14 protein-coding genes are annotated in these 14446 nt (G+C 33.2%); 9 read left to right on the top strand and 5 right to left on the bottom strand.

Annotated features, from left to right (window positions below):
• Positions 1–304: 304 nt before the first annotated feature.
• The 3 genes from AAYQ19_RS03750 to AAYQ19_RS03740 all read right to left on the bottom strand — a co-directional run bounded on the left by AAYQ19_RS03750 (position 305) and on the right by AAYQ19_RS03740 (position 2324).
• The gene (locus AAYQ19_RS03750) at positions 305–709 is read right to left on the bottom strand and encodes a T9SS type A sorting domain-containing protein (protein WP_343533987.1); all 405 of its coding nucleotides are present in this window, start codon (positions 707–709) and stop codon (positions 305–307) included.
• Between the two features lie 354 nt (positions 710–1063).
• Positions 1064–1465 (bottom strand): T9SS type A sorting domain-containing protein, encoded by a 402-nt coding sequence (locus AAYQ19_RS03745; RefSeq protein WP_343533985.1) that lies wholly within the window; start codon positions 1463–1465, stop codon positions 1064–1066.
• 457 nt (positions 1466–1922) lie between these two features.
• Positions 1923–2324 carry a T9SS type A sorting domain-containing protein gene (locus AAYQ19_RS03740; protein ID WP_343533983.1) on the bottom strand — a complete coding sequence of 134 codons (402 nt, stop codon included), beginning with the start codon at positions 2322–2324 and terminating at the stop codon, positions 1923–1925.
• 450 nt (positions 2325–2774) lie between these two features.
• Here AAYQ19_RS03740 and AAYQ19_RS03735 point away from each other — a divergent pair, with 450 nt between their 5' ends.
• From AAYQ19_RS03735 to AAYQ19_RS03725, 3 genes are all read left to right on the top strand, one after another.
• Positions 2775–3647, top strand: coding sequence for an AraC family transcriptional regulator (locus tag AAYQ19_RS03735; RefSeq protein ID WP_343533981.1), 873 nt, complete (start codon positions 2775–2777; stop codon positions 3645–3647).
• Between the two features lie 157 nt (positions 3648–3804).
• Positions 3805–4674: an alpha/beta hydrolase gene (locus AAYQ19_RS03730; protein ID WP_343533979.1), complete on the top strand. Its 870-nt coding sequence runs from the start codon at positions 3805–3807 to the stop codon at positions 4672–4674.
• 85 nt (positions 4675–4759) lie between these two features.
• A complete protein-coding gene (locus AAYQ19_RS03725) occupies positions 4760–5281 on the top strand; it encodes a hypothetical protein (RefSeq protein WP_343533977.1) in 522 nt (173 codons plus the stop codon).
• A 71-nt stretch (positions 5282–5352) separates the two neighbouring features.
• On the opposite strand, the gene AAYQ19_RS03720 is transcribed toward AAYQ19_RS03725, so the two are convergent.
• Together AAYQ19_RS03720 and AAYQ19_RS03715 are read right to left on the bottom strand one after the other, a co-directional pair.
• Positions 5353–6327: a TerC family protein gene (locus AAYQ19_RS03720; RefSeq protein WP_343533975.1), complete on the bottom strand. Its 975-nt coding sequence runs from the start codon at positions 6325–6327 to the stop codon at positions 5353–5355.
• A 174-nt stretch (positions 6328–6501) separates the two neighbouring features.
• Positions 6502–7518 (bottom strand): glutamine synthetase beta-grasp domain-containing protein, encoded by a 1017-nt coding sequence (locus tag AAYQ19_RS03715; RefSeq protein WP_343533973.1) that lies wholly within the window; start codon positions 7516–7518, stop codon positions 6502–6504.
• 428 nt (positions 7519–7946) lie between these two features.
• Here AAYQ19_RS03715 and AAYQ19_RS03710 point away from each other — a divergent pair, with 428 nt between their 5' ends.
• The 6 genes from AAYQ19_RS03710 (at position 7947) to AAYQ19_RS03685 (ending at position 14413) form a co-directional block, all read left to right on the top strand.
• A complete protein-coding gene (locus AAYQ19_RS03710; RefSeq protein WP_343533971.1) occupies positions 7947–10136 on the top strand; it encodes a glutamine synthetase III family protein in 2190 nt (729 codons plus the stop codon).
• A gap of 392 nt (positions 10137–10528) precedes the next feature.
• Positions 10529–11146 (top strand): hypothetical protein, encoded by a 618-nt coding sequence (locus tag AAYQ19_RS03705; protein ID WP_343533969.1) that lies wholly within the window; start codon positions 10529–10531, stop codon positions 11144–11146.
• Between the two features lie 66 nt (positions 11147–11212).
• Positions 11213–11701, top strand: a complete 489-nt coding sequence (locus AAYQ19_RS03700; protein ID WP_343533967.1) for a hypothetical protein — start codon at positions 11213–11215, stop codon at positions 11699–11701.
• A 4-nt stretch (positions 11702–11705) separates the two neighbouring features.
• Positions 11706–12443, top strand: coding sequence for a CsgE family curli-type amyloid fiber assembly protein (locus tag AAYQ19_RS03695; RefSeq protein WP_343533965.1), 738 nt, complete (start codon positions 11706–11708; stop codon positions 12441–12443).
• Positions 12444–12510: 67 nt separating this feature from the next.
• Positions 12511–12981, top strand: a complete 471-nt coding sequence (locus AAYQ19_RS03690) for a curli assembly protein CsgF (protein WP_343533963.1) — start codon at positions 12511–12513, stop codon at positions 12979–12981.
• A 55-nt stretch (positions 12982–13036) separates the two neighbouring features.
• Positions 13037–14413, top strand: coding sequence for a CsgG/HfaB family protein (locus AAYQ19_RS03685; RefSeq protein WP_343533961.1), 1377 nt, complete (start codon positions 13037–13039; stop codon positions 14411–14413).
• The last annotated feature ends 33 nt before the right edge of the window (positions 14414–14446 follow it).

The following is a 14446-nucleotide window of genomic DNA, read 5'->3' as shown; positions in this document are numbered from 1 at the left end:
TTTCTGCAAAAAAAAGCCGTTTTCAAACGGTTAAGTTGCTGAATTAAAGATGTTTCTATAATTTTCTTACATAATGTACGTAAAAAAAGGTTTTTTGGTTTTGCTTTTTGTGGAATTTTTTAAAAGTGTAGAAATCAGACTTTTAAAATTATTAGGAATTATTTTCTTAAAAAGTAAAATGACAAAAAATCAGTTCAGTTTACAGCAAAAAAAAACAGCTCAATAACCACAAAGAGCTGTTCGTAAAACAATCACGTTTTTACTAACTATCTAACCTTATACTTTTATGAGAAGTATAACTTTTTTAGCGTACTGCTACGCTAGTATTTTTAGCAGAACCTGCTTTATAAACTGTCGAAACTGCTTTTGATGATAAAACAGATGTTTCATCAGTAATTGTAATTTCGTGTCTTACTTTTTTTGTACTGTCTTCAACTTCTAAATAGTACGTTCCTTCTGGAAACTGTTCTAAGCTAAAAGTTCTTAGGATTCCGTCTTTACCTGAAGCACTTTCAGAATAAATCAATTCTCCATTTTTGTCGTAAATAGCCACATTAGCTTTTTTCACCTGATTTAGAGCAAAAGTGATCACTTTTCCATTTCCTTTCAAAACATGAACATTCAAAAGGTCGTTTCCGTCAATTGCAAAAGCACTGCTTGTTGCGAAAAGGACTGCACATACTAAACTTAATTTTAAAATCTTTTTCATAATCTTAGTTATTAAATTAATAGTTCTAATTCTCTGATGTAAAATTACTTCAACAAGGGGTAATTGAGCACAACTCTATTTGCCAATTTCTATGCTATATTCTCATTTACGAAACCGTTATAGGTTAAAATTTGAATTATATTTATCGTTTTTGCAAAAACAGCTAATATTTTTCAATGTTTTAGTTAATCTTAAAATAACAATTTCTTAAGAATTAACTGAAAGAAAATCAGTTACTTCAAAGAGTATGGAATAAAAAAAACAGCTCCATTACCACAAAGAGCTGTTTTTCATTGCGCTAAATTTTAGCTTGATCTTATTACCAATTTTTTATACCTATATATAGGTGTAAGTTTAGCGTACTGCTACGCTAGAATTTTTATTAAATCCTGATTTGTAAACTGACGAAACTGCTTTTCTTGATAAAACTGTTGTGTCGCTAGTAATTGTGATTTCGTGTCTCACTTTTTTCACATTGTCTTCTACTTCTAAGTAATAAGTTCCTACTGGAAATTCTTCTAAATTAAAAGTTCTCAAAATTCCGTCTTTGCCTGAAGCACTTTCAGAATAAAGTATGGTTCCATCTTTGTCGTAAATTGTAACGTTTGCTTTTTTCACTTGATTAAGTGCAAACGTGATCAGTTTACCATTTGTTTTTAATACATGAAGATTAAAATCTTCATTCCCGCCAATTGCAAAAGCGCTAAATCCTGTGAAAAGCACTGCACCTACTAAACTTAATTTTAAATTTTTCATAGCATTAGTTTTTTTAGATTAATAGTTCTAATTCTCTGATGCTAAATTACTTATGATGTGTTGATTATTGCACAACTCTATTTGCTGATTTATGTGTTATATTCTCATTTACGAAACCGTTATAGGTTAAATTTTGAATTATGTATAACGATATTGTTAATTGAGTAATTATTTTTTAAAGTTTTGGTGATTTTGGCTTGATGATTTCTTTACATAAATGATGTGTGATTAACCGCAATGGACGCTAAGAAAAAAACGCAAGGTTCGCAAAGTTTAAAAGTACCTTTGCGAACCTTGCGTAATTCTTTGTGTGCTTTGCGGTTAAAAAAAACGCGTTAAATAAAGAGCAAAAAAAAACAGCTCAATAACCACAAAGAGCTGTTTCTAAAACCTTTCGGTTTTTAAACTTTACTAACTATCTAACCTCATTTTTATACTGTATGCGAGTATAAATTTTTTAGCGTACTGCTACGCTAGTATTTTTTGCAGCATTTTTGTAAACAGATGAAACTGCTTTTGATGATAAAACTGTAGCATCATCAGAAACTGTAATTTCGTGTCTTACTTTTTTAACGCTGTCTTCAACTTCTAAATAATAAGTTCCAGCTGGGAATTCTTCTAAACTGAAAGTTCTTAAGATACCATCTTTTCCAGATGCATTTTCACTATATAATAAAGTTCCATCTTTATCATATATAGATAAGTTTGCTTTTTTAGTTTGGTTTAAAGCAAACGTGATAAGCTTTCCATTTCCTTTTAATACGTGAAGACCAAATTCTCCATCACCATTGATTGCATAAGTATTAAATCCTGATAATAATACTGCTACTACTAAACTTAATTTTAAAATCGTTTTCATATTTCTCTATGTTTAAATTTTTAGTTCATTTTTCTGATGTAAAATTACTGCGGCAGTTGCGTTTTAAACACAACTCTATTTTCCGATTTATATGCTATATTCTCATTTACGAAACCGATATAGGTTAAAATTTAAATTATTATAGGTGTTTTTGTTAATTCAGTTACTATTTTCTAACGTTTTGATAAAATTGAGATATGTTAAAAAGTTCTGGTTTTCTTACATAAATTAGGTATTTGTATAAAAAAGCGCTTTTAAATATGATATTCAGAAAAAATCACGGATAAAAAAATGAGGCTTCAAAAAATATGCTGTTTTGGTGTAAAAACGGCAGTGCTGTTTTGAGTGATTTTATGAAAAATCCGCAGTTACGAAACCGTTATAGGTTAAAATTTAAATTATTTTAGGCGTTTTTGTTAAATTTGCTATTATTTTTTAAAGATATATATCATGAAAACAGTCGCCCCAGCTCTTGAAGTGATATCAAACTCATACGGAAGTTCTTTTACCTACACCAAACATGCCGAAAAGACCAACAGTAAAGCCCATTTGTGGCATTATCATCCTGAAATTGAGTTGGTTTATATTAATGGAGGTGCGGGAAAAAGACAAATAGGAAGCCATGTTTCTTATTATACCAATGGAGATTTGATATTAATAGGTGCCAATTTGCCACATTGCGGTTTTACAAATGAACAGACGGGAAATAAAAAAGAAACTGTAATTCATATCAAGCCGGAATTTTTAGCAAATGATTTTTTTGTTGCTCCCGAAATGAAAAGGGTGCAAAATATTATCAATCAGTCAAAAACTGGAATCGCTTTTAACGGCGAAACCAAAAAACAGATAGGCAAAAAAATCGAAATGATGGAGCACCAGCTTCCTTTTGAGCGCTTGCTGACACTATTGAGCATTTTAGATGAGTTGGAATCATCAGAGGAATATACGGTTTTGAATGCTGACGGATTTTCGTTGGAATTGCAAAATCAAGACAATGACCGAATGAATTTGGTTTTTAATTACGTAAAAGATCATTTTCAAGAATCGATTGCTATTGACGAAATTTCGAATTTGGTGAGTATGACAACGCCTTCGTTTTGTCGTTATTTCAAAAAGATTTCGAACAAAACGTTTACTGAATTTGTGAACGAATATCGTTTGGTGCACGCTTCTAAGCTTTTGGCAGAAAAACAAATCAGTATTAATGAAGTTTGTTATGAAAGTGGCTTCAATAATTTCAGCCATTTCAGCAAATCTTTCAAACAATACACAGGAAAAAGCGCATCGCAATATCGTTTAGAACACAAGACGATTATTAGTTAATAGATTATGATTTTTTTTCGTAAAGATTGATAATCTATTTATCTGTGAAATCCGTAGCAAAAAATATAAATCCGATTAGCAAATGCTAGTCGGATTTTTCATATATTTTATTTTGAAAAAGGTATATTTACATTCCCTAATCAGAAAAAAATAAAAAATGAAAAAAATTAAGATGCTGTTAGCTGCTTTTTTGATCTGCACGTCCACTCTGACATATGCAGCAAAAGTAGATACTTTACAAGTTGCCAGTACCGCTATGGGCAAAACCTACAAAGCGGCGGTCGTTTTACCTAATAGTTATGCCAAAAGCAAATCGGCTTTTCCAGTAATGTATCTTTTGCATGGCGCTTACGGACATTTTAGTGATTGGTTGAAAAATACGCCAAACAAAAAATTAGTTCAAACTTTATCAGATCAATACAATATGATTATTGTAATGCCTGAAGGCGAAGTTTTCAGCTTTTATTTAGATAGTCCAGTAAATAAGGAAAGCCAATTTGAAACTTTTATCACGCAAGAAGTGATTCAGAAAGTCGATAAAACATATAGAACCATCAGCAATAAAAGCGGAAGAGTGATCACAGGACTTTCAATGGGAGGTCATGGGGCGTTGTATCTTTCTGCAAAACATCCTGATTTGTTTTGCGCGGCCGGAAGCATGAGTGGCGCGGTTGATATGAGTACAATGCTGAACAGAGATTCGGCGGCGCAGGTGGTAAAGTTGATGCAACCTGTCTTTGGCGATAAAAGTGGCAGTACCGAAATGTACGAGCAATATGCTGTCATGAATATGTTGGATAAAATAAAAGCAAACAAACTTCCGTTGATTATAGATTGTGGTGTTGATGATTTTTTAATTGAGCCAAATAGAGAATTGCACCGAAGATTGGTGTACAATAAAGTAGAACACGATTACACCGAACGTCCAGGTGCGCATACTTGGGATTATTGGGAAAATTCACTGCCATATCATGTGCTGTTTTTCAATAAAATCTTGCTTAAAAATCAAGTTGTTGCAAAAAAATAATTAGAAATTTTATTCTGAAACCCGTTTAACAAAATTTTTGGTTTGGTTTTTGGAATGCCTTTATAAACTTTAAAAAATATATATTATGAAAAAGATACTTACCTTATTTGCCGTTATTGGATTAATTGCATTTACAAGCTGCGAAGGGCCAGAAGGGCCTCCGGGACCGGAAGGACCTACGGGGGCTCCAGGTTATGTTAATGAGATTTTCGAAGTAAATTTTGACTTTACTTCGGGTAATAATTATGGAAGAACATTTGTCCTTAATCCTGTTATTGACAAAAATGATAACATTTTAGTTTATGAGCTTGTTAATACAGATGGAGGAATTGATACTTGGGCTTTGCTTCCACAGGTATATTATTTCAGCAACGGAACTGCTCAATATAATTATACGTTTTCATATGATCAATTTTCAATTTTTATAGATGCAAGTTTCCCAAAAAATACTTTGCCTAGTTCTTTTTTAACAAACAAAATATTTAGAGTAGTCATAATTCCTGGTGCTGTTTATAATAAGTCAGTAAACAAACCTGATTATTCAGATTATTATGCTGTTATCAAAAAATACAACATTGATGATTCAAATGTGAAAAAGCTTAATTAAGTGAATCAACAAAATAAAAAAAAGGAAATCGCAAGATTTCCTTTTTTTTTATGACATTATATTTTTAAGCATTAGTGCTTTTCAGAATCTGAATCAGTCAATAATTTTTCTTTTCCAAATTTAAGCGAAACCAAAATCCCTACTAAAAGCGATAAAGCGATAAATCCTAAAGAAGCCCATTCGGGAACGTGAATCCAATCGTGAAGAAGCATTTTTAATCCGACAAATGCTAAAATAGCCACCAAGCTATATTCTAAATAACTGAATTTCGCCAACATATTCGCCAAAAAGAAATACATAGAACGCAATCCTAGTATTGCAAAAATATTAGAACTGAATACTAAAAACGGATCTGATGTAATGGCCAAAATTGCTGGAACGCTGTCCACTGCAAATAAAACATCCATCACTTCAATTACAATCAAAGCAACAAACAATGGCGTAGCGGCTTTTTTTCCTTTTTCGGTTAAAATGAAAAATTTCTCATGCTCCATGTGCGAAGTAATCGGAATTACTTTTCCTAATATTTTGTAGATGAGAGAGTCTTTTGGGTGAAAATCTTCATCTTCGCTGGAAAACAACATTTTGATGGCGGTAAAAATCAAGAATGCACCAAATAAATACGTTGTCCAAGTAAATTTATTGATCAGCATTACGCCAAAGAAAATCATCAAGCCACGAAAAACTATTGCGCCCAAAATCCCCCAAAATAATACGCGATGCTGGTATTTTTGCGGAATTTTGAATGAAGCGAAAATAATAGCAATTACAAAAATATTATCAACACTTAAGGAAAGTTCAATTAAATAACCTGTAATGAACTTCATTGAAGCTACGGCTGGTTCAAGTTTATCTGGATTTGCAATATAATCTGTAGTGTACAGCCAATAAATTACTCCGGAAAATAAAAATGACATCGTCACCCAGATCATTGTCCATTTGCTGGCTTCTTTGGTACTAATAATATGAGGGGTTTTGTTGAAGACACCTAAGTCTAAAGCAAGAATAAAAACTACAGCAAGTAAAAAGAGAGACCAGACTATCATAATATTTCTTTTAAAATGATTTACAAAGATAGGTTGCAAGTTTTAACTCAGAGTTAAATGCCTTAAAGTTAATCTTTTAAAATGTATAAATCAAAATTTTGACTCTGATGCCTTAAAAAAAAAGTGCCAACAAATAAATGTTGGCACTTTTTAGAATATAATTTAAGCTTTGAATTATAGCGCTGAGTTAACAGTTTTGATAATTCTAGCAGCAATTTTGTAAGGGTCTCCGTTTGAAGCTGGTCTTCTGTCTTCCAACCAACCTTTCCATCCTTTTTGAACAGTCATCAAAGGAATTCTGATAGAACATCCTCTGTCTGAAACTCCATAAGAGAAATCGTTGATAGAAGCAGTTTCGTGTTTACCAGTTAAACGTTGCTCGTTGTAAGCTCCGTAAACCGCGATGTGCTCTTTAGTAACAGGACGGAAAGCCTCGCAGATTTTCTCGTAAACTTCTTGAGAACCACATGTTCTAAGAACTGTGTTAGAGAAGTTAGCGTGCATTCCAGAACCATTCCAGTCTGTATCTCCTAGAGGTTTTGGGTGATATTCAATATAGTAACCATATTTCTCAGTCAAACGATCTAATAAGTAACGAGCAACCCAGATTTCATCTCCAGCTTTTTTAGCTCCTTTAGCGAATAATTGGAATTCCCATTGTCCGCAAGCAACCTCTTGGTTGATTCCTTCAAAGTTGATTCCAGCAGCGATACATAAATCAGCATGCTCTTCAACTAATTTTCTACCGTGAGTGTTTTTTCCACCTACTGAACAGTAGTACATCCCTTGTGGAGCAGGGTATCCTCCAACTGGGAAACCAAGTGGAAGTTGAGTTTTAGTATCCATGATGAAATACTCTTGTTCGAAACCAAACCAGAAATCATCATTATCATCATCAATTGTAGCTCTACCGTTAGATGGGTGTGGCGTTCCGTCAGCGTACATAACTTCAGACATAACCAACCAACCATTGATACGAGTTGGATCAGGATAAATTGCAACAGGAACCAAAAGACAGTCAGAAGATCCTCCTTCAGCTTGTTTTGTTGATGAACCGTCAAATGACCAGTTTCCAAGTTCTTCTAATGTTCCTTTGAAATTTTCGTGCTCTTCAACTTTAGTTTTACTTCTAAGATTTTGAGTTGGCTCGTATCCGTCTAACCAAATGTACTCTAACTTAATTTTAGCCATAATAATATAAATTAATTTTTTTTGTTTTTTCGCTGGGTCAAATATAGATTTATTTTTTTACTCCTAAAAATTAGGGGGCTATTTTGTTTTGCAGAGTATTATTTTTTAGAGAAGCGCAATTTTGAATGGGGTATATTTTTAAAAAAGCAATTTTAGATAGGTATAAAAAATAAATTCGTAATAATTAAGGACAATTTTTGAATTTTTGAGTTAAGGAATTATGAAAAAATGTTTATTTAATAGAGAATATTGCTGTTAATTGTTATATTTCTTCGAATGCCTTTGCTTATTCTCGGAAAAAAGCCTTTTCTGTTGAGAAATCATAGTTCAAAAAACTCAAATTTATATTCTGAACAGGCACTTTTATTGTTTATATTTGTTCTTCATTTTTTTAATGAAAATTAGTACGAATTAAAACTTTACATACCATGTCAACATTACGTTTCCAAGCTTTACATGAAGCTTCTAACAGAAAGCCGGTGCCATTTGAGGAAATTGGCCGAAAATCAAATCTTTTTGGTGCAAATGTGTTTAATGAAAAGGCGATGAAGCAGTTCTTGACTTCAGATGCATTAAAAGGAGTAAGAGATGCCATTCAGCATGGAACCAAAATAGAAAGAAAATTGGCTGACTATATTGCCATGGGAATGAAAGAGTGGGCTTTGTCTAAAGGTGTAACGCATTATACGCACTGGTTTCAGCCTCTAACAGGGACAACTGCAGAAAAACATGATGCTTTTTTTGAAACTTCTTATGACGGAAGCGAATCTGTAGAGAAATTTGGCGGTGCGCAATTAGTACAGCAAGAACCTGATGCATCAAGTTTTCCGAATGGAGGCATCAGAAATACTTTTGAAGCAAGAGGTTACACGGCTTGGGATCCAACTTCTCCAGCTTTTATATATGGTACAACTTTATGTATTCCAACAGTTTTCATCGCGTATACTGGTGAAGCTTTGGATAATAAAATTCCGTTGTTAAGAGCATTATCTGCGATTGATGAAGCAGCGACAGAAGTTTGCCGCTATTTTGATAAAAACGTAAAAAAGGTAACAGCAACTTTAGGATGGGAGCAAGAATATTTCTTGATTGACAAAGCTTTGGCAAATTCTCGTCCTGATTTGATGATGACTGGAAGAACATTATTAGGACATACTTCTGCAAAAGGACAACAGTTAGATGATCATTATTTTGGATCTATCCCAACTCGCGCTCTTACTTATATGAGAGATTTAGAGCAGGAATGCATGTTATTAGGAATTCCGGTAAAAACGCGTCATAACGAGGTTGCACCAAATCAGTTTGAGTTGGCTCCAATTTTTGAGGAGACAAATTTAGCTGTTGACCACAACTCTTTATTAATGGATGTAATGCAGCGAGTGGCTGAACGTCATGACTTTAAAGTATTATTCCATGAAAAACCATTTAAAGGAGTAAATGGTTCAGGAAAACATAATAACTGGTCATTAGCAACAGATACTGGAGTTAATTTATTGAGTCCGAGTAAAACGCCAATGAGCAATTTACAGTTTTTGACTTTCTTTATTAATACGATAAAAGCGGTAAATGATAATGAAACATTATTAAGAGCTTCTATAGCAACAGCAAGTAACGACCACAGGTTGGGAGCAAACGAAGCACCGCCAGCAATCATGTCGGTATTTATTGGAGCACAGTTAACAAAAGTTTTATCTGAATTAGAAAGTGTAACAACGGGAAAACTTTCGCCAGAGGAAAAAACAGATTTAAAACTAAACGTTGTTGGTAAAATCCCAGACGTATTATTAGATAATACAGACAGAAATAGAACTTCGCCATTTGCCTTTACAGGAAATAAATTTGAGTTTAGAGCAGTTGGTTCAAATTCAAATTGTTCAAATGCAATGACAACTTTGAATGCGATTGTTGCAAAACAATTAATTGACTTTAAAAATGAAGTTGAAAACTTGATTGAATCAAAAGACATGAAAAAAGATGATGCGATCTTTAATGTCTTGAGAGAATACATCAAACAATCTAAAAAGATTCTTTTTGAAGGTGACGGTTACAGCGAAGCTTGGGAGAAAGAAGCAGCAAAAAGAGGTTTAAGCAATTTTAAAACGACTCCAGAGGCTATTAAAGCTAAAGTGTCCAAACAAGCTTTAGACTTATTTGAAGAATTAGGAATCTTTAACCATGTTGAAGCAGAAGCGCGCTATGAGATTGAATTAGAAGAATACACTAAGAAAATCCAAATTGAAGGAAGAGTTTTGGGCGATATTGCGAGAAACCATGTAATTCCGACGGCGATTCGTTACCAAAATACATTAATTGAAAACGTAAAAGGTTTAAAAGAAATTTTTGCAAAAGAATTTGAAGCATTGGCTAAAGAGCAGATTGTTTTAATTAAAGAAATTTCAGGTCATATTGAAGGAATCAATTCTAAGGTGCTTGCAATGACTAATGAAAGAAAGAAAGCAAATCAATTGACTGATGCTCAAAAAATGGCCGAAGCTTATTGCAATAAAGTAAAACCATATTTTGAAGATATTCGCAATCATTGTGATAAATTAGAATTATTAGTAGATGATGAAAGCTGGACTTTGACCAAGTACAGAGAATTGTTATTTACCAAGTAACCTTTTCGAAACATTTAATTAAAGCCTGTCTCAAAAAAGACAGGCTTTTTTTGTGAATATGTTAAAATAAGTGATTCTGTAACATTTTTTTAACGTCTGTTTAGGCTTATTTGTAAAGAAATTGAAATAAATAAGTTTTTTCGTACTAAGTTAAAAAACGAAAATGGCAGTTCATCGAGATAGTTTCACACTTCATCGAAAACAGGTTAAGTTCTTGTAAAATACGTAATTATACCTGTTTTGGTTATCGAGAAGTTTTCTAATTTTGAAAAAGAAATCAGGAAATAACCCCCAATTTCCGTTTAAGATTTCATTTCAAAACCCAAATTTTTTTCCCCCGAATTACAACCTGCATAATAATTTGTATTAATAACCAATTAAATATATTTATTATGAAAAAAGTAATTTTAAGCATCTCCGCGATGCTGTTTGCAGGCGTTGCCATGGCACAAAACACTAGTAATGTAGACCAAAATGGTTTATTAAATGGAGCATTAGTTGTTCAAGTTGGATCAAATGATTCAGATGTTCAACAAGATGGTATTTTAAATTCTGCAACTGTTTTTCAAGTAGGTGTTGATAACTCATCAACTATTGATCAATTAGGTGTTGCAAACTCTGCTTCAGTTACACAAATTGGATGGGGAAATACTTCTGACATTGACCAAGGTCCACTATTAGGAAATAGTGCTACAGTTTTCCAATTCGGAATTGGCAATGATGCTGATCTAACACAAATCGGATTCTTTAATAGTTCTAGTGCAACTCAAGTTGGTTGGGGCAATAGTGCTGATGCTTATCAATTTGGTATCGCTAACGAATCTGATACTTATCAAGAAGGATTATTCAATTCAGCTTCAACACTTCAAATTGGAATTGGAAACACTTCTAGCATAGGTCAATCCGGAGTTGCTAACTATGCTTTGACAGCACAATTTGGATGGGGAAATATGAGTACTGTTGCTCAAACTGGCGTCTTAAATGGCAGCGTAGTGTTACAGGCAAACTAAAAAACCAAGAAAAGGAAGAACTAGATATATCAGTTCTTCCTTTTTTTATTATTTAAAAATAAAATGATGAAAGCTATAATAATACTATTTTTTCTTTTTACAGAAATTGTATTCTCACAATCAATTGATGGGAATATAAGTGCTTATGCTATAGCTTTAAATGAATCAAATAATCGCAATCAAAATCAGAATACCAACCAATATATTATAAGTCATAATATAGTCAAAATTGCACAAATTGGCAATTACAATCAGGCCAATTTTACAATTATCAGTAATAATGCTTATGTAACTGCACAGCAAACTGGTAATAATAACTACATGAATGTCTACAAAAAAGCAGACGAAATAAATCAATCCTATATACAGTCAGGGAATAATAATTATATAAGTGATGTTTCATCTTCAATATACTCTCGCGGAGTCGAAGCGATGAAAGTCAATCAAGAAGGCAATAATTTAACGGTTTTCAGTACAGGATCAAATTCGATATCCAGGGATATGATCATTAATCAATCTGGAAATTCTGGTACAATTTACGTATTCAATCGATAAGATCATGAAAAAGTATCTGAACATAATTGTTGCAGCTTTTTTTATTTTTTTTTCTGAAAACGGATTTTCACAAGCCGTTTACAATAAAGAGGTGAAAGCAAAAATCGAGGTAAAAGAAATCGAGAATTTATTATTTATAACCGGAACTGCAGAAAATTTAAAATCAGAGTTTAAGAATATTTCATATAAACTAAGTGTATTTAAGAAAAACAAATCAAATTCAAATCAATCAACTAATGCTCAAGACGGAAGAGTAACATTAGAACCCATTCAAAAAGTTGAGTTGTCCAAAACACAAGTCAATTATACCAAACAAGATGAAGTGATAATAATGTTGTTGATTTATGATGAAAAAAATGCCATTATAGGTAAAGATCGAGTTGTTTTTGGAGAACAGACAGAAAGTGATGCAGGAAAATCGGTTCCTGTTGATGGCATCGAAATGGTTGGAATTGTGGCCAATGACACAAAGACCAAACTTGGAAATGATTACTATGATATGTTTTATGCACAATATTCGAAACTGAAAATTCATACCACTAAAATTGTAACAGTTCAAGAAGAACTGACTTTTGGACGCACGACCAAAATTACAATCTTAGTTGATAGTGATATTATAGAGGAGTTTATTTCACGTCCTGATGAAGATTTTTTAAAATACATGGCTGATTCAGCGACTCAAAAGCTATTCAAGTATTTTAAAGATCTCGAAAAGCAAAGCAAAATGATTACTCAATATTAATTTGCATTGAGTATATCTTTTCTATAAAGAGTTTTACTATTTAATGTTCAAACTAAAAAGTATCTATATGAAAACTATAGTGTTACTGGTGTGCTTGTTTGGTTTTTGCACTATATCAATTGCGCAAAATCTTACGTATAAGGCTGCAAATCCAAATTTTGGAGGAGATACGTTCAATTATCCTTGGTTGCTGAGTTCTGCTCAAGCTCAAAATGATTATAAAGAACAGACAAATACGGGCTATAAACAGCAGACTGATTTGGAGCGTTTTAAAAGCAATTTGAACAATCAATTGTTGAATAGGCTTTCTAATTCCTTATTCGATAATCAATTTGGTACTAGTACAGGAGGTACGGGCACAGGGACAGGAACAGGTACGGGCACAGGAACAGGTACGGGAAATGGAACGCTTTCACCAGGAACCTACGTTTTTGGAACGTTGTCGGTTGATATTTACCATTCTAATTTAGGATTGGTTGTAGATGTTTTGGATACAGAAACTGGTGAGCAGACACAAGTAATTCTTCCGGGACAATAAATTTTGCTTTGTCCAAGTAAAAAAGGTTCATGTATTATTGTAAATAAGTGAGATTATGAATAAAAGTCCCCTTTTTCTATTTTTATTAATTTGCCTATTCTCAGGATGTGGAGCATATTTTAATCAGCCTGTTGGGGTTCAGAAAGCGGTATATGGAGAAAATACGCCTGCCACTGAAAAATTGGTAGAAATGCCAAAACCCAAAGAGCAGATAGTTGTAGGTGTTTATAAATTTAAAGACCAAACAGGACAATATAAGCCCACCGAATTAGGAAGCACCTTTAGTACTGCTGTTACACAAGGAGCAACATCTATTTTAATAAAAGCTTTACAGGATTCAAAATGGTTTATACCAATTGAGCGTGAAAATTTGGGGAATCTTCTAAATGAGCGTAACATTATTCGTTCGACACGTCAAGAATATGCATCTAAAACAGAACCTAACGAAGCAGTCTTAACGCCACTTTTATTTGCAGGAGTTTTGCTTGAAGGTGGAATTATTTCTTATGACACCAATATTATTACGGGTGGTTTTGGAGCTCGATATTTTGGTGCAGGTGGTTCTACTCAATACAGACAAGATCGTGTAACAGTATATTTAAGGTTGGTTTCGACATCAAACGGAAAAATCTTAAATACCGTTTATGTTTCAAAAACCATTTTATCACAAAGTGTAGATGCCAGCTTGTTTAGATATGTCAATTTAAATAGACTTTTGGAAGTTGAAACTGGTTTTACCAGAAATGAACCAATTCAAATGGCAGTAACAGAAGCTATTGAAAAAGCTGTTGAAGGACTTATTGTTGACGGAATCAAAGACAAACTTTGGGAAGTAAATGCACCGCAAAAACAAATCGACGATTTTGTAGCCGAATACGATAAAGAAAAAAACGAAGCCGATTTAGCACAATTATACAACAGAAATTTAAGCGAACACAGAAGAGCTAGATTTGGAATTGAAGCAGTAGTAGGAACCGCAATTATGCAAGGAGATTACCCAGATCCAAAGCCTATGCCAATGGCAAGAGGGGCAATGAAGTTCTTTTTTTCTCCCACATTTAATTTAAGTGCTTCGTCAAATGTTTTTCAAGTCGCCAATAAGAATTATATGGATTATGGCTATCTGTCTTTAGACCTCAATCTAGAATGCATTATATTGCCCCGTGACGTTTTTTCTCCTTACGTGTTTGCCGGAACCGGATTTGAATTTGATCATCATCGAGAAAATTTCCACAGCAAAGTACAAGTTGGAGCAGGAGTCGAATATCTCGTCTCGCCCCATGTGGGAATTAAAATGTATGGTGAATTTAATGCCGCTTTTAGTGATAATGTAGATCATCTGGTGGCAGGAGTTCGTGACGATTATTTTTATAGGATTGGCTTAGGAATGACCTATTATTTTCCGAAAAACACTAGTGTAAAGAAAAAATAAGCAGCTTTTTAATCTTTAATGACAAATGATTAA

It is taken from the genome of Flavobacterium mesophilum, assembly GCF_039581405.1.
GTDB lineage: Bacteria > Bacteroidota > Bacteroidia > Flavobacteriales > Flavobacteriaceae > Flavobacterium.
Note: the sequence above shows the minus strand (reverse complement) of the source record. Positions and strands in the feature narration are given on the sequence as shown.

Excerpts from the sequence above, each read along its gene's own strand:
- AAYQ19_RS03740 (WP_343533983.1), bottom strand. The coding sequence starts at position 2,324 with ATGAAAACGATTTTAAAATTAAGTTTAGTAGTAGCAGTATTATTATCA.
- AAYQ19_RS03695 (WP_343533965.1), top strand. The coding sequence starts at position 11,706 with ATGAAAAAGTATCTGAACATAATTGTTGCAGCTTTTTTTATTTTTTTT.
- AAYQ19_RS03700 (WP_343533967.1), top strand. The coding sequence starts at position 11,213 with ATGAAAGCTATAATAATACTATTTTTTCTTTTTACAGAAATTGTATTC.
- AAYQ19_RS03725 (WP_343533977.1), top strand. The coding sequence starts at position 4,760 with ATGAAAAAGATACTTACCTTATTTGCCGTTATTGGATTAATTGCATTT.
- AAYQ19_RS03710 (WP_343533971.1), top strand. The coding sequence starts at position 7,947 with ATGTCAACATTACGTTTCCAAGCTTTACATGAAGCTTCTAACAGAAAG.
- AAYQ19_RS03720 (WP_343533975.1), bottom strand. The coding sequence starts at position 6,327 with ATGATAGTCTGGTCTCTCTTTTTACTTGCTGTAGTTTTTATTCTTGCT.
- AAYQ19_RS03730 (WP_343533979.1), top strand. The coding sequence starts at position 3,805 with ATGAAAAAAATTAAGATGCTGTTAGCTGCTTTTTTGATCTGCACGTCC.
- AAYQ19_RS03715 (WP_343533973.1), bottom strand. The coding sequence starts at position 7,518 with ATGGCTAAAATTAAGTTAGAGTACATTTGGTTAGACGGATACGAGCCA.
- AAYQ19_RS03735 (WP_343533981.1), top strand. The coding sequence starts at position 2,775 with ATGAAAACAGTCGCCCCAGCTCTTGAAGTGATATCAAACTCATACGGA.
- AAYQ19_RS03705 (WP_343533969.1), top strand. The coding sequence starts at position 10,529 with ATGAAAAAAGTAATTTTAAGCATCTCCGCGATGCTGTTTGCAGGCGTT.
- AAYQ19_RS03750 (WP_343533987.1), bottom strand. The coding sequence starts at position 709 with ATGAAAAAGATTTTAAAATTAAGTTTAGTATGTGCAGTCCTTTTCGCA.
- AAYQ19_RS03685 (WP_343533961.1), top strand. The coding sequence starts at position 13,037 with ATGAATAAAAGTCCCCTTTTTCTATTTTTATTAATTTGCCTATTCTCA.
- AAYQ19_RS03690 (WP_343533963.1), top strand. The coding sequence starts at position 12,511 with ATGAAAACTATAGTGTTACTGGTGTGCTTGTTTGGTTTTTGCACTATA.
- AAYQ19_RS03745 (WP_343533985.1), bottom strand. The coding sequence starts at position 1,465 with ATGAAAAATTTAAAATTAAGTTTAGTAGGTGCAGTGCTTTTCACAGGA.